At 68.5% G+C, this 18,375-nt stretch carries 19 protein-coding genes; 3 read left to right on the top strand and 16 right to left on the bottom strand.

Translation table 11 applies throughout. From position 1 onward, the window contains the following. Positions 1–5: 5 nt before the first annotated feature. From mihF to EV649_RS37600, 4 genes are all read right to left on the bottom strand, one after another. A complete protein-coding gene (mihF, locus tag EV649_RS37615) occupies positions 6–320 on the bottom strand; it encodes an integration host factor, actinobacterial type (protein ID WP_130388471.1) in 315 nt (104 codons plus the stop codon). A gap of 117 nt (positions 321–437) precedes the next feature. After that, positions 438–812 (bottom strand): hypothetical protein, encoded by a 375-nt coding sequence (locus tag EV649_RS37610; RefSeq protein WP_241999168.1) that lies wholly within the window; start codon positions 810–812, stop codon positions 438–440. 108 nt (positions 813–920) lie between these two features. Then, complete coding sequence (locus tag EV649_RS37605) at positions 921–1,298, bottom strand: hypothetical protein (RefSeq protein WP_241999166.1); 378 nt, start codon at positions 1,296–1,298, stop codon at positions 921–923. 9 nt (positions 1,299–1,307) lie between these two features. Next, the gene (locus tag EV649_RS37600) at positions 1,308–2,309 is read right to left on the bottom strand and encodes an EamA family transporter (protein WP_241999164.1); all 1,002 of its coding nucleotides are present in this window, start codon (positions 2,307–2,309) and stop codon (positions 1,308–1,310) included. 69 nt (positions 2,310–2,378) lie between these two features. Here EV649_RS37600 and EV649_RS37595 point away from each other — a divergent pair, with 69 nt between their 5' ends. Beyond that, on the top strand, positions 2,379–3,242 hold the full coding sequence (locus EV649_RS37595; protein WP_130388470.1) for a LysR family transcriptional regulator: 864 nt from the start codon (positions 2,379–2,381) through the stop codon (positions 3,240–3,242). Here EV649_RS37595 and EV649_RS37590 read toward each other — a convergent pair. From EV649_RS37590 to pyrR, 9 genes are all read right to left on the bottom strand, one after another. Further along, positions 3,212–4,174: a DUF4037 domain-containing protein gene (locus EV649_RS37590; RefSeq protein ID WP_130388469.1), complete on the bottom strand. Its 963-nt coding sequence runs from the start codon at positions 4,172–4,174 to the stop codon at positions 3,212–3,214. The genes EV649_RS37595 and EV649_RS37590 overlap by 31 nt on opposite strands. Positions 4,175–4,625: 451 nt before the next feature. Further along, a complete protein-coding gene (gene pyrF / locus EV649_RS37585; RefSeq protein WP_130388592.1) occupies positions 4,626–5,462 on the bottom strand; it encodes an orotidine-5'-phosphate decarboxylase in 837 nt (278 codons plus the stop codon). A gap of 23 nt (positions 5,463–5,485) precedes the next feature. Then, entirely contained in the window at positions 5,486–6,517 is a 1,032-nt protein-coding gene (locus EV649_RS37580) for a quinone-dependent dihydroorotate dehydrogenase (protein WP_130388468.1), read from the bottom strand. Beyond that, entirely contained in the window at positions 6,510–9,815 is a 3,306-nt protein-coding gene (gene carB, locus EV649_RS37575) for a carbamoyl-phosphate synthase large subunit (protein WP_130388467.1), read from the bottom strand. Before carB ends, EV649_RS37580 begins: the two co-directional genes overlap by 8 nt. Then, on the bottom strand, positions 9,815–10,957 hold the full coding sequence (carA, locus tag EV649_RS37570) for a glutamine-hydrolyzing carbamoyl-phosphate synthase small subunit (RefSeq protein WP_130388466.1): 1,143 nt from the start codon (positions 10,955–10,957) through the stop codon (positions 9,815–9,817). Before carA ends, carB begins: the two co-directional genes overlap by 1 nt. Next, entirely contained in the window at positions 10,954–11,439 is a 486-nt protein-coding gene (locus EV649_RS37565) for a hypothetical protein (protein WP_130388465.1), read from the bottom strand. The genes carA and EV649_RS37565 overlap by 4 nt, the downstream gene beginning before the upstream one ends. Next, entirely contained in the window at positions 11,436–12,728 is a 1,293-nt protein-coding gene (locus EV649_RS37560; protein ID WP_130388464.1) for a dihydroorotase, read from the bottom strand. The genes EV649_RS37565 and EV649_RS37560 overlap by 4 nt, the downstream gene beginning before the upstream one ends. Further along, the gene (locus EV649_RS37555) at positions 12,725–13,660 is read right to left on the bottom strand and encodes an aspartate carbamoyltransferase catalytic subunit (RefSeq protein WP_198682906.1); all 936 of its coding nucleotides are present in this window, start codon (positions 13,658–13,660) and stop codon (positions 12,725–12,727) included. Before EV649_RS37555 ends, EV649_RS37560 begins: the two co-directional genes overlap by 4 nt. Then, the gene (gene pyrR / locus EV649_RS37550; protein WP_130388462.1) at positions 13,660–14,256 is read right to left on the bottom strand and encodes a bifunctional pyr operon transcriptional regulator/uracil phosphoribosyltransferase PyrR; all 597 of its coding nucleotides are present in this window, start codon (positions 14,254–14,256) and stop codon (positions 13,660–13,662) included. The genes EV649_RS37555 and pyrR overlap by 1 nt, the downstream gene beginning before the upstream one ends. A 206-nt stretch (positions 14,257–14,462) precedes the next feature. On the opposite strand from pyrR, the gene EV649_RS37545 reads away from it, so the two are divergent. Next, a complete protein-coding gene (locus EV649_RS37545) occupies positions 14,463–14,978 on the top strand; it encodes a transcriptional regulator (RefSeq protein ID WP_130388461.1) in 516 nt (171 codons plus the stop codon). A gap of 249 nt (positions 14,979–15,227) precedes the next feature. On the opposite strand, the gene nusB is transcribed toward EV649_RS37545, so the two are convergent. Next, positions 15,228–15,638 carry a transcription antitermination factor NusB gene (gene nusB / locus EV649_RS37540; protein ID WP_130388460.1) on the bottom strand — a complete coding sequence of 137 codons (411 nt, stop codon included), beginning with the start codon at positions 15,636–15,638 and terminating at the stop codon, positions 15,228–15,230. A 35-nt stretch (positions 15,639–15,673) separates the two neighbouring features. Beyond that, positions 15,674–16,237, bottom strand: coding sequence for an elongation factor P (gene efp, locus EV649_RS37535; RefSeq protein WP_130388459.1), 564 nt, complete (start codon positions 16,235–16,237; stop codon positions 15,674–15,676). Between the two features lie 144 nt (positions 16,238–16,381). Here efp and EV649_RS37530 point away from each other — a divergent pair, with 144 nt between their 5' ends. Next, positions 16,382–17,245, top strand: a complete 864-nt coding sequence (locus EV649_RS37530) for a hypothetical protein (RefSeq protein WP_130388458.1) — start codon at positions 16,382–16,384, stop codon at positions 17,243–17,245. Here EV649_RS37530 and fxlM read toward each other — a convergent pair. Beyond that, the gene (gene fxlM / locus EV649_RS37525; protein WP_130388457.1) at positions 17,223–18,374 is read right to left on the bottom strand and encodes a methyltransferase, FxLD system; all 1,152 of its coding nucleotides are present in this window, start codon (positions 18,372–18,374) and stop codon (positions 17,223–17,225) included. The two genes, EV649_RS37530 and fxlM, sit on opposite strands and share 23 nt — an antisense overlap. Between the last annotated feature and the right edge of the window lies 1 nt (position 18,375).

Here is an 18,375-nt window from a genome sequence, read left to right as displayed (position 1 = left end):
CTGGCTCACTCGGCGAATTCGCGCTCGAGCGCGGCGATCTGGTTCGAGCCGAGGCCGCGCACCCGCCGCGTCTCCGAGATCCCCGCGCGCGCCATGATCTGCTGGGCGCGGACCTTGCCGACGCCCGGGATGCACTGCAGCAGCTGGCTGACCCGCATCTTGCCGATGACGTCGTTCTTCTGCCCCTCGTGGAGCACCTCCGTCGGAGACGCTCCCGAGTGCCGGATCCGGTTCTTGATCTCGGCTCGTTCACGCCGCGCCGCCGCGGCCTTGTCCAGAGCGGCCGCACGCTGCTCCGGCGTCAAAGAAGGAAGTGGCACCGTTTCACCTGTCCCGTTGTATGGCTTCGCAAGGGAACCTAACACGGGTTCAGCCCGAGTTCTGGTGGTGGTGGAACTGAGTCGCGGGACAAGCGGCCGATTGGAACGATCAGTTGATCAGTTCAGTGCCGGAAGGTCGACCTTGCAGCTGTCCTTGGCCTGGCTGGTGATGTTCTTGTACGCCGTCATCACGCCGCCGGTCTCCTTGCTCAGTTTGGCCAGCTCGGCGGCGTCCGTGCCGGCCTTCTTGGCCTTCTCCGCGAACGCGACGACGACACCCCAGTCGTCCTTGACGTCCTTCGGCGCGGACTCCTGGAGCTTCTTCGCGTCGTCCAGGATCTTCACGTAGTCGACCGGCTTCTGCGGATCGACGTCGACTGCCTTGGCGGCGTACTTGGCGAGGTCGACGCAGTACGCCTGCTCGTCGGTGCAGGCAGTCAGCACACCGGCGGTTGCGGCCATGGTCGCGAGAACGGCGAGAGAGCGCTTCACGACGATCACGCTACAGGTAGGCGGGACTACCGGGCGAAACCGCTGTCGGGCACGCGCTGGTGGGACGGAACGGGCAGAGCCGTCCCACCAGGCTGCGCCAACGGCAGATCAGCTACCGGAGCCCGGCAGGTCGATCTTGCAGGTGTCCTTCGCCTGCTTGGTGATCGCGTCCATCGCCGGCTGGATCTTGGAACCGTCGGACTTGGCCAGCTCCATCAGCTTGTTCGTGTCACCCTTGGCGTCCTGCGCCTTCTCGGCGTAGTCGATGACAGTCTTCCAGTCGTCCTGCAGGTCCTTCGGCGCCGACTTCGAGACCTTCTTCGCCTGGTCCAGCATCTTGCCGACCGCGTCGGAGTCCTTGATGTCCAGGTTCTTCGCCGAGTCGACGTAGCCCTTCAGGTCTCCGCAGTAGTCGCCGCCCGAGCACGCCGTCAGGGCGCCAACACTCATCGTCACAACGGCCGCGAGGGCTGCCAGCTTCCGCATCGTGTTCCTTCACTGTGTCGCGCGGGAAGTCAGTGGCTCCCCGTCCGCCGACACCTTTCCGAACGCCGGGGTCACCGCGAGCTCCGGCACGCCGTGAAGAACATCGCACCCGCCGACTGGAACCCGGTTGTGATCTACCGCGTCGTCGTTCGAGTCCACTTCAGGTACGCCGGATTTCCTGCCACCGAACGTGATGGCGACGGCGTTCGCCGACACGATCACCAGGATCGCCGCCCAGTCGACGATCGCGAGCTGCTGATCGAGAACGACCAGCCCGACAAGCGCCGCCAGTACGGGGTTCACGCTCATGAAAACGCCGAAGAACTGCGCCGGAACACGGCGGAGCGTGAGCAGGTCGACGAGGAACGGCACGGCCGACGACAGCACGCCGGCCACCAGCGCGTACGACGCGGCGGCAAGCGTCGGCGGGTGATGCAGTAGTACGACCACGCCGATCGGCACGTACGCGAGGCCCGACAACGCTGCCGCCGCGGCCGAACCTGTTGCGCCCGGCAACTCTCGCCCGACCTTCCGATTGAGCAGGATGTAGAACGCCCAGCACAGCGCGGCGAGCAGACCGAGCCCGATCCCGACGTAGTCCGTCGTAGCCTGCGGGCGGGCCAGCAGGACGACAGCGGGCGCGGCGACGAGCGCACAGGCCAGGTCGAGCACGCGCCGCGACCCCAGGAGCGCAACGGCCAGCGGGCCCAGGAACTCCAGCGTGACGCCGAGGCCCAGGCCTACTCGGTCGATGGCGGTGTACAGGGACAGGTTCATCACGGCGAAGACCGCCGCCAGCCCGACGACCGGGCGCCATTGCTGGGCCGTGATCGACCGCAGCCGCGGTCTCCCGATCGCGAGCAGCACGATCGCGGCGACCCACTGCCGGATCGCCACCACGCCCGCCGGGCCGATCACCGGGAACGCGAGCGCCGCCACCGACGCACCGACCTGCGTCGACAGCCCGCTCCCGAGCATCATCACCACACCGACCAACCGTTCACGCCTCACGATCACGAGAGTCCGCCCGGCGCGGACCTGCGCAAAATGCATCGGGCGGCCGATCTATACGCTGGAGTCATGGATATCCGGCAGCTGCGGTGCCTGGTGGAGATCGTCGACTCGGGCACGTTCACCGACGCCGCGATCGAGCTGGGGATCTCGCAGGCCGCGGTGTCCCGCAACCTGCTGGCCCTGGAACGCGAACTCGGCGTGCGCCTGCTGCACCGGACCAGCCGTTCACTCACCCCGACCACGGCCGGCGTCCGGGTCCTCACGCGGGCTCGGCACGTCCTCGCGGAGATCGACGAGCTCGTGACCGAGGCGACGAGCGGTCACACCCGTCTGCGAGTCGGTCACGCGTGGTCGGCGTTCGGGAGCCGTACCCGCGAGTTCCAGCGCCGGTGGGCGGGGGAGCATCCCGGCATCGAGTTGCAGCTGATCCGTACCAACACCGCGACCGGCGGGCTCGCCGAGGGATTGTGCGATCTCGCGGTCGTCCGCAGCCAGTTGGAGCTGCGACGATTCGGGCACGTGTTGCTGACACAGGAACGGCGGTACTGCGCTCTACCGGCCGACGACCCGCTGGCTCGCAAACGGGCGCTGACGCTCGATCAGCTCCGGGACCGGACGCTGGTGATCGACCGGCGTACCGGGAGCACCACGGCCGATCTCTGGCCGGAGAGCGCTCGCCCGGCTCTCGAGCACACCCAGGACGTCGACGACTGGCTGGCCGCGATCGCGTCCGGGCGGTGCGTCGGCGTGACGCCGCAGGCGACCTCGACGCAGTACCGGCGGGACGGAGTGGTGTACCGCCCGCTGCGGGACGCGCCGCCGGTCGACGTACACCTGATCTGGCATCGCGAGGATCCGCATCCCGCCACGCAGGCGGCCGTCGACCTGCTGATCGCGCTCTACCGGGAGTCGAGCAGCCCGAGCAGCTGACGGCGATCGCCGGTGCGGTGCAGGACATCGCGAACCTGCTCGATCCCGCCGACGGGCCAGCGGTCCGCGATCCGGCGTACCTCAGGGTCCTGGATCGCGGCGGAGAGCGCTCCCGGGAAGTCACCCCAGACGACCTCGAACGGCCGGCCCCACATCCGCTCGACGCCGAGCTCGACCGGCGCGGTGATCGCCAGCCGGTTGTGCAACTCCCCCACGGCCCGATAGACCGCAGAGAGCGCTTTCTCGCGTTCTTGCCAGGTTTCCGACCGCAACACCTCGCGGCACAGAGGGCCGATCGACGGACCGCAGGACAGGCCGCCGAACGCCGTACCGAACCACTTCGAGTACGGCGCATAGCGACGCTCCATCAGGAAGCACAACCGCATCAGGTCCTGCGCGAGCTGCGACCCGAGCAGCGCCGACCCGAGCTCGTCCCCGACGTACCCGGACCGGCCGACCAGGTTCATCTCGGGATGCACGCGCCACCAGGCAGCGATCATCAGGTAACGCCAGACGTCGTCCGGGTAATACGCAAGCCGATCCCGCACGTCCTGTAGCCCGAGGTCGTCGTGGAACACCGCACCCGCGGTCATCATCAACAGCACGTGCTCCGGAAACGTGAACCATTCCGAAACAGTCGGCCTCCGTACGGCGTCCCAGCCGAGCTGCTGCTGGAAATACCCGCGGATCGTGTGCACCTCGACAAACGCCGCCCGCCCCTCGAACTGCGCCGGAACGTCCGGCGCGAACTCGACCCCGTCGTCCACGAACAGCACCACGCGCGCTTCACAGTTGTGATCGGTCGACATCGCGTCGTCGTACCTGAGCACCTCAGATCCGCGCCCCAGCAACCCCGCACTGTGCGGCACGCCGACAACCGGCCGGACAACCTCGCTGTAGAACCTGCGGCACAACTCCAACCCCGAACCCATGCCGACGAAGATCGCACACCCGGCCTTGTTCTGCAGCTCGACAGGACATGTCAGGTTGCTCGGCCCGATCGGGCACGCTGCTGAGCGTGGCGGGCACCATCATTCCGGGGGTCAGCGCCTCCGGTGGTGGGTTGGCCCCCATAGTCACCCGCGTTTCCTCGAGTCGTGGAACTCGGCGGTCAAACGCAGCCTCGATCCACGACTCGGCGTTCTGGTGGCCAACCAAACGCCACGACTCGGTTCGATCCCGGACAAGTCCGCGGAGCGCCGTCAGCACAGCCGGGGTTATCCCCTCGCGTGCAGGGTTCTCCCTTCGTCTATCAGCAGAGAACCCACAACCCGAGGGGATAACCCGTCGTCTGCTCGACGAGGGCTGCGGGGCGGGGCAGGTTCCGTGGCGCGGTTGGGCTCGGGCGTGCGTTGGTAACCGAGATGGTGGCGCGGCTGGGCGTCAGTAACCGAGGACCGTTCGGTAGGCGTCGTTTGTGCGGGCGGCGGCGTCCTGGAGGGCGGTGGCGTCGGGGCCGGCTCCGAGGATTTCCCGGGAGCTCGACGGTACGACGTTGCGCACCGCGGACCCGAAGACCTCGACAAGCCCCGCGGCCGTGCCGCCCTGGGCGCCGAGGCCGGGAGCGAGCAGCGGGCCGTTGATGTCCAGGTTCTCATCGGTGGAACTGATGGTGGCCCCAACGACCGCGCCGAAGGAACCGAGCCCGTCGGCGTCGACGTTCAGCGCACGCAGACCGTCGAGGACCGCGCCGGCGACGGTCGGACCCTCGGCGGTGCGAGCCGTCTGGAACTGCGGGCCCTCCGGATTCGACGTAAGCGCAAGGACGAACAACCCCGCCCCCGCCTCCCGGGCCTCGTCGATCGCGGGCTGCAGCGACCCGAACCCGAGGTACGGGCTGACTGTCAGCGCATCGCACGCCAGCGGCCCCTTCTCGGCCAGGTACGCCGACGCGTAGCCCGCCATCGTCGTACCGATGTCACCGCGCTTCGCGTCGATGATCACCAGCGCCCCGGCCTCCCGCAGCCGGATCGTCGCCTGCTCCAGAACGGCGATCCCGGCCGACCCGAAGCGCTCGAAGAACGCGGACTGCGGCTTGAACACCGCGACCCGGTCGGCGAGCGCGTCGACGACGCCGTACGTGAACGAGGCCAGGCCCTCCGCGGTGTCGGGCAGACCCCAGGCGTCGAGCAGGTGCGCGTGCGGGTCGATGCCGACGCACAGCGGGCCGCGGGTGTCCATCGCCGCCCGCAACCGGGTGCCGAACGGTTTGCTACGCATGTCGCTCCCGAAGGTCTCGTTGCTCAAGGCAATCTCCTGTTGATCTGCCGGATCAGCCCCGGCCCGCGATAAATCAATCCTGTGTAGACCTGGACGAGGCTCGCGCCGGCGTCGAAGAGGCGGGCCGCGTCCGACGGGTCGACGATCCCGCCGACCCCGATCACGGGGAGCGCTCCCCCGGTTTCCCCGTGGATGTGCGCGACGACCTTCGCCGACGTCTCGGCAAGCGGCCGGCCGGACAGGCCGCCGGCCTCACCCGCCAGCGGATGCCCCGAGACGCCCGCCCGGTCGATCGTCGTGTTGGTGGCGATGATTCCGGCGACGCCGGTGCCGGTGCAGACCTGAAGAAGCTCGTCGATCGCCGACGTGGTCAGGTCCGGCGCGATCTTCACCAGGATCGGCTTCGGAGCCAGCCCCGCGACGGTCAGCGAGGCAGCCTCGGTGTGCAGTGCGGTCAGCAGTTCGCGGAGGTGTCCGGCGTCCTGCAGAGAGCGCAATCCCGGCGTGTTCGGCGACGAGACGTTGACCGCGAAGTAGTCGCCGTACCGGTAGAGGCGGCGCAGCGAGGTCACGTAGTCCTCGACCGCCTCCTCCAGCGGTGTCACCTTCGACTTCCCGATCGAGATGCCGAGCGGGTAGCCGAGGTCGCCGTACGCCGCCAGTCGCGCGGCCAACGCTTCGCTGCCGAGGTTGTTGAAGCCCATCCGGTTGATGACCGCCTCGTGCTCGACGAGGCGGAACAGGCGGGGCTTCTCGTTGCCCGGTTGCGGATGCGCCGTCACGGTGCCGACCTCGACGAAGCCGAACCCGATCGCCGGCCAGGCCCGCAGCGCCACCCCGTTCTTGTCCATCCCGGCGGCCAGGCCGACAGGTGACGGGAAGCGGACTCCGAAGACGGTCCGCGGCGACGTAGCGCCGTACAGCCGGGCCCCGGCGCGCGCTGCGCCGGGGACGCGGCCGAGGAGACGGAGGCCGGCGAGCGTCTGCTCGTGGGCGACCTCCGCGTCACCGCGACCCAGCCGGTACAGGACCGGCCGGACCACTCGCCTATACACCGCGGATCCTCGGCACCCAGTCCTGCAGCGACCGGACGCCGATGTCGCCGGCGCGCTGCGCCTCGATCCCCTGCACCGCGGCCGCGAGCCCCTGCACGGTGGTGATGCACGGGATGTTCCGCGCCACCGCCGCGCTGCGGATCTCGTACCCGTCGATCCGCGGCGAGCCGCCCTGGGTGATCCCGATCGGCGTGTTGACGATCAGGTTCAGCTCGCCGTCCTGGACCATCTGGACGATCGTCGGCTCACCGTTCGGGCCGGGGCCCTGGCTGCTCTTGCGGACCGTGACGGCCTCGACGCCGTTGCGCCGCAGTACGTCGGCCGTGCCTTCGGTCGCGTAGATCTGGAAGCCGAGATCCGCGAGCCGCTTGACCGGGAAGATCATGTGCCGCTTGTCCCGGTTCGCGACCGACACGAACACCTTGCCGTCGATCGGCAGCGGCTGCGACGCCCCCGCCTGCGACTTCGCGAACGCCGTACCGAAGGTGTCGTCGATGCCCATCACCTCGCCGGTGGACTTCATCTCCGGCCCGAGCACCGTGTCGACCGACGAACCGTCGATGGTCCGGAACCGGTTGAACGGCATCACGGCCTCCTTGACCGCGATCGGCGTCGTCGGCGGCAGCGTGCCGCCGTCTCCGGTCGCCGGCAGCATGCCCTCCTCGCGGAGCGAGGCGATCGACGCGCCGAGCATCACCCGGGCCGCGGCCTTGGCCAGCGGTGTCGCGGTCGCCTTCGACACGAACGGCACCGTCCGGGACGCCCGCGGGTTCGCCTCCAGCACGTAGAGGACGTCGCCGGCGAGCGCGTACTGGACGTTCAGCAGGCCCCGTACGCCGACGCCGCGGGCGATCGCCTCGGTGGACCTCCGGATGTTCTCGATGTCCGCGTTCCCGAGCGTGATCGGCGGCAGCGCGCAGGACGAGTCGCCGGAGTGCACGCCGGCCTCCTCGATGTGCTCCATCACGCCGCCGAGGAACAGCTCCTCGCCGTCGAACAACCCGTCGACGTCGATCTCGACCGCGTCGTCGAGGAACCGGTCGATCAGCACCGGGTGCTCCCACGAGCCCGAGCCGGCGCTCAGCCGGTCCAGCGCCGCGGTCAGCTCGGCCGAGCTGTAGACGATCTCCATCCCGCGACCGCCCAGCACGTACGACGGCCGGACGAGGACCGGGAACCCGATCTCCTCCGCGACGGCGTGGGCCGCCTCGGCCGACATCGCCGTACCGTGCTTCGGCGCCGGCAGCTTCGCGTCCGCGAGCACCTTGCCGAACGCGCCCCGCTCCTCCGCGAGGTGGATCGCCTCGGGCGAGGTTCCGACGATCGGTACGCCGGCGTCCGCGAGCCGCTGCGCCAGCCCGAGCGGGGTCTGGCCGCCGAGCTGGACGATCACGCCCGCGACCGGTCCGGCCTGCAACTCGGCGTACACGATCTCGAGCACGTCCTCGCAGGTGAGCGGCTCGAAGTACAGCCGGTCGGAGGTGTCGTAGTCGGTCGAGACGGTCTCCGGGTTGCAGTTCACCATCACCGTGCAGTAGCCGGCCTCGCGCAGCGCCATCGACGCGTGCACGCAGGAGTAGTCGAACTCGATTCCCTGCCCGATCCGGTTCGGCCCGGAGCCCAGGATCAGCACGGCCGGCTGCGAGCGCGGTGCGACTTCCGTCTCCTCGTCGTACGACGAGTAGTGGTACGGCGTCTCGGCCTTGAACTCGGCTGCACACGTGTCGACCGTCTTGTAGACCGGCCGGATCCCGAGCGCCTGCCGGACACCGCGGACGACGTCCTCGGTCAGGCCGCGGATCTCGGCCAGCTGCAGGTCGGAGAACCCGTGCCGCTTGGCCAGCTTGATGACCTCCGGTGTCAGCCGCGGCGCGGCCGCAACCTGGAGAGCGGTCTCGTGGATCAGGTACATCTGGTCCACGAACCACGGGTCGATGCGAGTCGCGTCGAAGATCTGCTCCGGCGTGGCACCGGCCCGGATCGCGTCCATGACGATCCGCAGCCGGCCGTCCTGCGGCGTCTTGATTGCCTCCAGCAACGGCTCGAGCTCGCTGGCGGGCTGGCCGGCCCAGGAGAACCGGGCCTCCGGCTTCTCCAGCGACCGCAGCGCCTTCTGCAGCGCCTCGGTGTAGTTCCGGCCGATCGCCATCGCCTCGCCGACGCTCTTCATGTGCGTGGTCAAGGTGGCGTCCGCGGCCGGGAACTTCTCGAACGCGAACCGCGGCACCTTCACCACCACGTAGTCCAGCGTCGGCTCGAAGCTGGCCGGCGTCTGCCGGGTGATGTCGTTCGGGATCTCGTCGAGCGTGTAGCCGATAGCGACCTTCGCGGCGATCTTCGCGATCGGGAAGCCGGTCGCCTTCGACGCCAGCGCGGACGAGCGGGACACCCGCGGGTTCATCTCGATGACGATCAGACGACCGTCCTCCGGATTGACCGCGAACTGGATGTTGCAGCCGCCGGTGTCGACGCCGACCTCACGGATGATGCCGATCGCGAGATCCCGCATCACCTGGTATTCGCGGTCCGTCAGCGTCATCGCCGGCGCGACCGTGATCGAGTCGCCGGTGTGCACGCCCATCGGGTCGACGTTCTCGATCGAGCAGATGATCACGACGTTGTCGGCCTTGTCGCGCATCACCTCCAGCTCGTACTCCTTCCAGCCGAGGATCGATTCCTCGATCAGCACCTCGGTGGTCGGGCTGGCGTGCAGTCCGGCGCCGGCGATCCGGCGCAGGTCGGCCTCGTCGTACGCCATCCCGGAGCCGACGCCGCCCATCGTGAACGACGGCCGCACCACCAGCGGGTAGCCGAGCTGGTCGGCCGCGCCCATCACGTCGTCGATCGTGTGGCAGATCACCGACCGCGCGGTCTCCGCGCCGAGCTTCTCGACGATCTGCTTGAACGACTCCCGGTTCTCGCCGCGCTGGATCGCGTCGACGGACGCGCCGATCAGCTCGACGCCGTACTTCTCCAGTACGCCGCTGTCGTGCAGGGCGATCGCCGCGTTCAGCGCGGTCTGGCCGCCGAGGGTGGCGAGCAGCGCGTTCGGGCGCTCCTTCTCGATGACCTTCTCGACGTACTCCGGGGTGATCGGCTCGACGTACGTGGCGTCGGCGAACTCCGGGTCGGTCATGATCGTCGCCGGGTTGGAGTTCACCAGGACGACCCGGAAGCCCTCCTCGCGCAGCACCCGGCAGGCCTGGGTGCCGGAGTAGTCGAACTCGCAGGCCTGGCCGATCACGATCGGTCCGGACCCGATCACGAGGACCGAATCGATGTCTGTCCTGCGCGGCATCAGTTCCGCCCTCCCTCATTCTCCGAATGAGCAGTCATCAGTTCAACGAAGCGGTCGAACAGGTACGCCGAGTCATGGGGACCCGCCGCCGCTTCAGGGTGGTACTGCACAGAGAACGCGAGCACCCGGCCGTCACGGCCGGTCAGCTTGAGTCCTTCGACGACGTTGTCGTTGAGCGAGATGTGCGAGACCTCAGCGGTTCCGTACGGCGTCTCCACCACCGAGTCGATCGGCGCGTCCACCGCGAACCCGTGGTTCTGCGCGGTGATCTCGACCTTGCCGGTGGCCCGGTCGAGCACCGGCTGGTTGATCCCTCGGTGCCCGTACTTGAGCTTGAACGTGCCCAGTCCGAGCGCCCGCCCGAACACCTGGTTGCCGAAGCAGATCCCGAAGTACGGCTTCCCGCGCTGCAGCAGTTCCTTCAGCAGCGTGGTCGGGTGCTCGGTGGTCTCCGGGTCGCCGGGGCCGTTGCTCATGAAGATGCCGTCCGGATTCACGGCGAGGATCTCGTCCAACGAGGTGTCCGCAGGCATGACGTGGACCTCGATGCCGCGCTCGGACATCCGCTTCGGCGTCATCGTCTTGATCCCGAGGTCGAGCGCGACCACCGTGAAGCGCTTCTCCCCCTCGGCCGGTACGACGTACGGCTCGAACGTCGTCACCTCCGACGCAAGGTCCGCGCCGACCATCGGCGGCTGCTCGAGGACCTTCTGCAGCAGGTCGGCGGGGTCCAGGATCTCGGTGGAGATCCCGGCGCGCATCGCGCCGCGCTCCCGCAGGTGCCGGGTCAGCGCGCGGGTGTCGATCCCGGAGATCCCGACGATCTCCTGGCCCTTCAGTTGGTCGTCGAGCGATCGCTTCGCGCGCCAGTTCGACGGCACCCGGGCCGGGTCTCGGACGACGTACCCGGCGACCCAGATCTTCTGCGACTCGTCGTCCTCGTCGTTGATCCCGGTGTTGCCGATGTGCGGCGCGGTCTGGGTGACGATCTGCCGGTGGTACGACGGGTCGGTCAGTGTCTCCTGGTAACCGGTCATCCCGGTGGTGAACACCGCCTCGCCGAACGTGGATCCGGTCGCCCCGTACGACGTACCGGCGAAGGACCGGCCGTCTTCGAGGACAAGCAAAGCCGGCTGGCTCATAGTGCTCCGATCAGGGTCGAGATGGATGCGGTCAGGGCGGCGGCGTCGGCCTTACGACGCGGACGGAACCCGGTGTCGAGCTCACGGCCGTCGTGGGTCCAGGTGACCACGACGAGGCCGGACTTCTCCGCGGTCACCTTGCCGGCGATGCCACGGTCGGTCCGGACCCCGGTCAGGTGGTCCGCGGGGATGAAGACATCCGCCGCCCCCTGCCGGTGGAAGATCAGGCCGGCCTCACTGACGGCCAGGTCCGCGGTGGCGCGGACGCCCAGTTCGTGCACGGCGATCCGGTCCATCCAGTCGCCGGCGCTCGTCGTCGCGACGTACACACCCTCGACGCCGCGGGGCGTTTCCACTGGAGCCGTGGGCAGCGGCGCCAGGTCGGCCTGCCGGGTCTGGCGGTTCCGCCAGCCCCGGTACATGCCGAAGTAGCCCGCTGCCAGCACCAGCAGCGTGCCGAGAATGCCGAGGAACGCCCTCACCGGGTGTGCTCACCGTCCAGGACGGTCGGCGTACCGCGCAGGAACGTCGCCACGACCTTGCCAGGCAGCGTCATCCCGTCGAACGGCGTGTTCCGCGACAGCGACACCGAATCCTCGGGTACGACGGTCCGCTCGACCCGCGGGTCGTACAGGACGACGTTCGCGGGCGCGCCGGCCTCCAGCGGACGACCGTGCTCGGCAGCCTGACCGATCGCTGCCGGCCGGTAGCTCATCCGGTCGGCGACGTCGGCCCAGGTCAGCAGCTTCGTGTCGATCATCGCCTGCTGGACCACCGAGAGAGCGGTCTCCAGGCCGGTCATACCGAACGCGGCCGCGCTCCACTCGCAGTCCTTGTCCTCGACCGGGTGCGGCGCGTGGTCGGTGGCGACGATGTCGATCGTGCCGTCGGCCAGGCCCTCGCGGACGGCCTCGACGTCCTCCTTGGTGCGCAGCGGCGGGTTCACCTTGTAGACCGGGTCGTAGGAGGCGGCAAGCTCCTCGGTCAGCAGCAGGTGGTGCGGGGTGACCTCGGCGGTCACCTCGAGCCCGCGGCGCTTCGCCGCGCGGACGATCTCCACCGAGCCCTTGGTGGACAGGTGACAGACGTGCAGCTTCGACCCGACGTGCGCGTTCAGCAGGATGTCGCGGGCGATGATCGCCTCCTCGGCGACACTCGGCCAGCCGGTCAGGCCGAGAACGCCGGAGAGCGCTCCCTCGTTCATCTGCGCGCCCTGGGTGAGCCGCGGCTCCTGCGCGTGCTGGGCGATCACACCGTTGAACGCCTTCACGTACTCGAGCGCGCGGCGCATCAGCGCGGCGTCCCAGACGCAGTCGCCGTCGTCGGAGAACACCCGGACCCGGGCGGCGGAGTCCGCCATCGCACCGAGCTCCGCGAGCTGCGTGCCCTTCCGTCCGACCGTGACCGCGCCGATCGGGTACACGTCGGCGTACCCGGCGTCGCGGCCGAGGCGCCAGACCTGCTCGACCACACCGGCGGTGTCGGCGACCGGGTCGGTGTTGGCCATCGCGAAGACCGCGGTGAAGCCGCCCTTGGCGGCCGCGCGGGTGCCGGTGAACACCGTCTCGGCGTCCTCCCGGCCGGGCTCACGCAGGTGCGTGTGCAGGTCCACCAGACCCGGTAGCGCGACCAGCCCTTGGGCATCGATCGTCTGCACGTCGGCGGGCGCGTCGAGGCCGGTGCCGATGGCAACGATCTCGCCGTTGTCGATCAGCAGGTCCGCGACCTCACCGCCAACAATGCTTGCGCCGGTGATCAGGTACGCGGTCATGCGGTCTGCTCCTCTTCGTTACTACCCGACAACAACAGATAAAGGACGGCCATCCGGATCGCCACGCCGTTCGTGACCTGCTCGACGATCACCGAGCGGGTGGAGTCGGCGACCTCGGCGCTGATCTCCATACCGCGGTTCATCGGCCCGGGGTGCAGCACGATCGCCTCGTCCGGCAGCTGCGCCATCCGGTTCTTGTCCAGGCCGTAGCGGCGTGTGTACTCGCGGGCGCTCGGGAAGTACGCGTCGTTCATCCGCTCCCGCTGCACCCGCAGCATCATCACCGCGTCGCTCTTCGGCAGCACCGCGTCCAAGTCGTACGACGTGACGCACGGCCACCTGCTCATGTCGACGGGGACCAGCGTCGGCGGGGCGACCACAGTGACCTCGGCGCCGAGCGTCGAGAGCAGCAGCACGTTCGACCGCGCGACCCGTGAGTGCAGGACGTCGCCGACGATCGTGATCCGGCGGCCGTCCAAGGAGCCGAGGTGCCGGCGCATCGTGAACGCGTCGAGCAGCGCCTGCGTCGGGTGCTCGTGGGTCCCGTCGCCGGCGTTCACCACCGACCCGGTCATCCAGCCCGACTTCGCCAGCAGGTGCGGCGCACCCGACGAACCGTGCCGGCAGACGACGCCGTCGGCACCCATCGCCTGCAGGGTCAGCGCGGTGTCCTTCAGGCTCTCGCCCTTGCTCAGGCTCGAGCCCTTCGCCGAGAAGTTGATGACGTCCGCGGACAGCCGCTTGGCCGCCGCCTCGAACGAGATCCGCGTCCGGGTGGAGTCCTCGAAGAACAGGTTCACCACGGTCCGCCCGCGCAGCGCGGGCAGCTTCTTGATCGGGCGGTCCGCCAGCGACCGCATCTCCTCGGCGGTGTCGAGGATCAGGTTGGCCTCGTCGCGGCTCAGGTCCGCCGCACTCAACAGGTGCTTCATCAGCCCTTCGCCCCCTTGTCAGCGATCAGTACGGCGTCTTGACCGTCGTACTCGGTCAGGTGGACGGTGACGCGCTCCACCAGGGACGTCGGCAGGTTCTTGCCCACGTAGTCGGCGCGGATCGGCAGTTCGCGGTGGCCGCGGTCGACCAGGACGGCGAGCTGGACGGCGCGCGGGCGGCCGATGTCGCTGAGCGCGTCGAGGGCGGCGCGGATCGTCCGGCCGGAGAACAGCACGTCGTCGACGAGCACCACGACCTTGCCGTCGATACCGTCCGCCGGGATATCGGTGTGTTCCAGGCCACGTGGTGGTTTGAGACCGATGTCATCGCGGTACATGGTCACATCGAGTGACCCTGTCGGCACGCTCTGCCCCTCGACGGCCTGGATCCGGGCCGAGACGCGTTGTGCCAGCGGGACTCCGCGGCTGGGGATGCCGAGCAGGACGACCGGGTCTGCGCCGCGGTTCCGCTCGAGGATCTCGTGGGCGATCCGGGTCAGTGCCCGGGAAATGTCGGAAGCGTCGAGGACCTCGCGGCTGCTGCGTTTCGGCGGCTGCGCGGTCTCAGGGTGCTCTGCGCTCTGGGCAGGGCTCATCGCTACCGTTCCTCCTTTCCCGCCTCTCTGGACGGGTCTTTAAAGGACGTTCGGACCGCTTGACATGGTATCGGATGTGACACGCCGTCTTGACGCTGGCCTCCGACCCAGAATATTGTTACTCTGTGTAATCGAGGGGGGTTTCACCTTTCGGCCCGTTCCCTGCGGGCCGGACATGACGAAACTAATCGGAGGGAAGAACCAGCGTGCCGAGCGAATACGCGAAGACACTGGGTGGCAAGCTACGTGCCATCCGCCAGCAGCAAGGTTTGTCGCTGCATGGCGTGGAAGAGAAGTCCAAGGGTCGCTGGAAGGCGGTTGTCGTCGGCTCGTACGAGCGCGGCGATCGAGCCGTCACGGTCCAGAAGCTCGCAGAGCTCGCCGATTTCTACGGCGTGCCGATCCGTGAGCTGCTCCCTGGGTCCGCCAGCGCGGCTGCCGCGGCTGCCGCTCCTCCCCGGTTGATCCTCGACCTGGAGGCCCTGCAACACCTCGACGCGAGCGAGGCCGGTCCGCTGACGCGGTACGCGGCCACGATCCAGGCTCAGCGTGGGGACTACAACGGCAAGGTGCTGTCGATCCGTCAGGACGACATGCGGACGCTCGCGGTGATCTACGACGAATCGCCGACGACGCTGACCGAGCGCTTCATCTCCTGGGGTGTGCTGAACCCAGAGGCGAAGGGTGACGTCGAGGAATCGTCCGAGGCCGCCGGCGCCTGACGCCTGAGAAGGCAGAAATCTGGCGAAGGCACTAGACGGTCGGGGCTTGTAGCAGCTGGCCCGCGGCCGCCCGCCTTCCTCAGCGAGACTGAACAGTCTCAGTAGACGGAACAGAGCACTACAACGCAGTACATGCGGCAGGTAACACCTCACCGGCCGCCCACGGGGACGCAACGGCGGCCCGGGACCGTACCGAGACGGTCACCGGGCCTGACAGAGGGCTCGCCCCCCTCACTTCCCGGCAGCGATTCAGACGCCCAGTGTGGGCTTCAGCTGCAGCAGTCTCGCCAGCAGTCCGTTGACGAACGTCGGGGACTCGTCGGTCGACAGGTCCCGCGCCAGCGCGACCGCCTCGCTCACCGCGACCACGTCCGGCACCCGGTCGTCGAACAGGAGCTCGTAGGCACCGATCCGCAGGATGTTCCGGTCGACGGCCGGCATCCGGTCCAGCGACCAGCCCACCGAGTGGGTCTCGAGCAGGTCGTCGATCTGCTCGCTGTGTTTCGCGACCCCTTCGACCAGCGCCACGGTGAACTCGTTCACCGGCGGGTCGTTGTCGGCCACCCGGTCAGCCAGGGTGCCGCCGACCGGCAACCCCCTGACCTCCGACTCGAACAGCACGTCGAGCGCGCGCTTGCGGGCCTTGCTCCGGGCAGACATCTTCTGTTGTCGACTTTCCCTAGAGGTTGCGCTGCTCAGGAGGTGACGCGGCCGAGGTAGTCCCCGGTGCGGGTGTCGACCTTGACCTTCTCGCCGGTGGTCAGGAAGAGCGGGACCTGGATGTCGTAGCCGGTCTCCAGCTTGGCCGGCTTGGTGCCGCCGCTGGAGCGGTCGCCCTGCAGACCCGGCTCGGTGTACTCGACCGTGAGCTCGACCGAGGCCGGGAGCTCGACGTACAGCGGAAGCTCGTCGTGCACCGCGACGATGGCGTCCTGGTTCTCGAGCAGGAAGTGCACCGCGTCACCGACCACCTCGGGCGCCAGTTGCAGCTGGTCGTAGGTGCTCTTGTCCATGAAGACGTACGCCGTGCCGTCGTTGTACAGGTACGTCATGTCACGCTTGTCGACCGTGGCCACGTCGACCTTGACATCGGCGTTGAAGGTCTTGTCCACCACCTTGCCGGACAGCACGTTCTTCAGCTTGGTCCGGACGATGGCGCCGCCCTTGCCCGGCTTGTGATGCTGGAACCACACGACGGACCACAGCTGTCCGTCCAGGTCGAGCACCATGCCGTTCTTGAGGTCGTTCGTCGATGCCACGCGGGTATGCCCTTCGAAATCGATCAGCGGTAACAGCAGATTGTAGCGGTGACCACCGCATTCCTCCGATTCCGCGGATTGACTAGACCCGATCGGCCTTAGGCTGGTGGTCCAGAACGTCCACGGAGGCGCGAGGAGGCCGGCATGACGGGGTTCGTGATCTTCGTCGTCGTGATGATCGTGGTGAGCCTGATCAACAAGGCCCGGCAGGGGTCCAAGAGCGGCACCGGCCAGCCGAACGCCCGGATGCAGGCGATGATCGAGCGGATCCAGGCCCAGCAGGGCGGCAACCAGCCGGTCCAGTTCCAGGGCCAGTTCACCCAGGCCGCCGGGCCGGGTGGACCACCTCCGTCACCCACGCCGAGCCAGCCGACCTTCCCGGTGCAGACCGGGACCGCGCAGGGCAGTCAGCAGGCCGCAGCCGTTCTCCAGCAGCTTCTGCAGAACGGTCGCCAGCCACGACACGCGGGCGAGCGAAACTCCCCCGGCCAGGCGGCACAGCAGCCCGGCCACGGTACGCCGTACCCGCAGACCGGGATGTACCAGCCGCCGGCGCAGTTCCAGCCTTCGCAGTACCCGGTGCAGTACAACCCGGGGCCGTACCAACCGCCGGCTCACCGGCCGCAGCAGAACAATCTGCCGGCGCCGAACCAGGACCTGGACGCCAGGGTGCGGGCCTTGATGAACGCGAAGAACGAGGTCGGCGCGATCCGGTTGCTGAGCGACGAGCGCGAAATGGGCATCCTGGAGGCGCAGAAGTACGCCCGCACGTTGGTCGCGCCGCCAGCGGCTCAGCAGGATGCCGACGTACTGGATGAGCCAGATGAGGAGCGGTACGTCGGTTCGGCGGCGTTCGCGGAGTCGATCTTCAACGTCAACGACCGTGACGAGAACGTGTGGGCCAGTGGCTGGGTCGACGAGCCCGAGCCGGAGGATCGCTCCGACATCGAGGAGCTGTGGCAGACCGTCAGCAACCCGCCGCGGGCTACTCCGCCCACGTCACAGTGATGTAGCTGTGCCGCCGGGCGATGTGGAAGCCGGGCGGCAGCACAGCGTCTGAGGCATGCACCTGAAACGCCGGACCCCTGCGATGCTTGGCGTCCCAGCTCTGCACTTGGTCGAGCATGTGGTCGATCAGCTCACCGGCGTCCGGACCATGACCGCGGCAGCCCAGCTCTATGTGCACCCCGTCTTTCCCGTTGCGTGACGTGAGGTACGCCAGGCTGTCCGCCGTTGCAACGGCTGCCCATTCCCTACCTGACAGCACGCAGTACCCCGGCAGCTTGCTCGCCAGCCACAGGAAGAGGTCGAGTAGAGGCTCCTCGCGATGCACCTGTATTCCGGACCACTTCTGCTCAGCCGGCAACGTCAGTACGTCGTACTGCGGATGCGGCTCGCCCTCCTGGTCCTCATCGAACGCCAGCCCGCCGTCCTGCAACGGGACCAGCCGCTCGTAGTCCGCGCCCGCCCCTTGCATGCTGACGAACCCGCACACCGTCGCGGACCGGCTCTCGAGATGGTCACCGACCAGGTCGAACGCGATCGCCCGTGTCTGCCCGCGCATCCGCAGCGGTACGACGATGCGCCCGCCCGGCCGTAGCTGCCGCAGCCACGCGCCGGCGATGTCCCACGCCGTCACCGTCACCACAATCCGGTCGTACGGCGCTCGCTCCGGAACACCGAACGCGCCATCAGCCTGCACCACGACCACATCGCCGTACCCAGCCTCGTCGAGTGACTCGCGCGCTCGATCCGTCACTTCCGGATCAATGTCGACCGAGGTCACCGCACCACGCGGTCCGGCCAGCTCCCGCATCAGAGCGGCGTTGTACCCGCCGGAACCGATCTCGAGGACCCGGTCCCCCGGCCGGATCGCGGCCTGCTGCAGCATCAGCGCGACAATGCTCGGCTGCGACACCGAACTGATCACCACTCCAGCCTGGTCGTGCTTCATCAGTACGACGTCGTCCGCGTACGCGATCTCGAGCGGAGCGTGCGGGACGAATACATGTCGTGGCACCGCCGCGAACGCAGCCGCGACCCGCTCGTCGCGGATCGTGCCAGCAGCTACCAGCTGCTGGACGAGAGCGGTCCGCAACGACCCCGCTGGTGCTGAGTCACTGCCGACACCCGTCATG

The organism is Kribbella sp. VKM Ac-2569 (assembly GCF_004216905.1).
In the GTDB taxonomy this organism is placed as follows: Bacteria; Actinomycetota; Actinomycetes; order Propionibacteriales; family Kribbellaceae; genus Kribbella.
This window is presented reverse-complemented; position numbering and strand designations above follow the sequence as displayed.

What these genes read in the sequence shown, in the direction of transcription:
- EV649_RS37605 (WP_241999166.1), bottom strand. Translation starts at nt 1,298, where the DNA reads ATGCGGAAGCTGGCAGCCCTCGCGGCCGTTGTGACGATGAGTGTTGGC.
- EV649_RS37595 (WP_130388470.1), top strand. Translation starts at nt 2,379, where the DNA reads ATGGATATCCGGCAGCTGCGGTGCCTGGTGGAGATCGTCGACTCGGGC.
- EV649_RS37590 (WP_130388469.1), bottom strand. Translation starts at nt 4,174, where the DNA reads ATGGGTTCGGGGTTGGAGTTGTGCCGCAGGTTCTACAGCGAGGTTGTC.
- pyrF (WP_130388592.1), bottom strand. Translation starts at nt 5,462, where the DNA reads ATGCGTAGCAAACCGTTCGGCACCCGGTTGCGGGCGGCGATGGACACC.
- carB (WP_130388467.1), bottom strand. Translation starts at nt 9,815, where the DNA reads ATGCCGCGCAGGACAGACATCGATTCGGTCCTCGTGATCGGGTCCGGA.
- carA (WP_130388466.1), bottom strand. Translation starts at nt 10,957, where the DNA reads ATGAGCCAGCCGGCTTTGCTTGTCCTCGAAGACGGCCGGTCCTTCGCC.
- EV649_RS37560 (WP_130388464.1), bottom strand. Translation starts at nt 12,728, where the DNA reads ATGACCGCGTACCTGATCACCGGCGCAAGCATTGTTGGCGGTGAGGTC.
- EV649_RS37555 (WP_198682906.1), bottom strand. Translation starts at nt 13,660, where the DNA reads ATGAAGCACCTGTTGAGTGCGGCGGACCTGAGCCGCGACGAGGCCAAC.
- pyrR (WP_130388462.1), bottom strand. Translation starts at nt 14,256, where the DNA reads ATGAGCCCTGCCCAGAGCGCAGAGCACCCTGAGACCGCGCAGCCGCCG.
- nusB (WP_130388460.1), bottom strand. Translation starts at nt 15,638, where the DNA reads ATGTCTGCCCGGAGCAAGGCCCGCAAGCGCGCGCTCGACGTGCTGTTC.
- EV649_RS37530 (WP_130388458.1), top strand. Translation starts at nt 16,382, where the DNA reads ATGACGGGGTTCGTGATCTTCGTCGTCGTGATGATCGTGGTGAGCCTG.
- fxlM (WP_130388457.1), bottom strand. Translation starts at nt 18,374, where the DNA reads ATGACGGGTGTCGGCAGTGACTCAGCACCAGCGGGGTCGTTGCGGACC.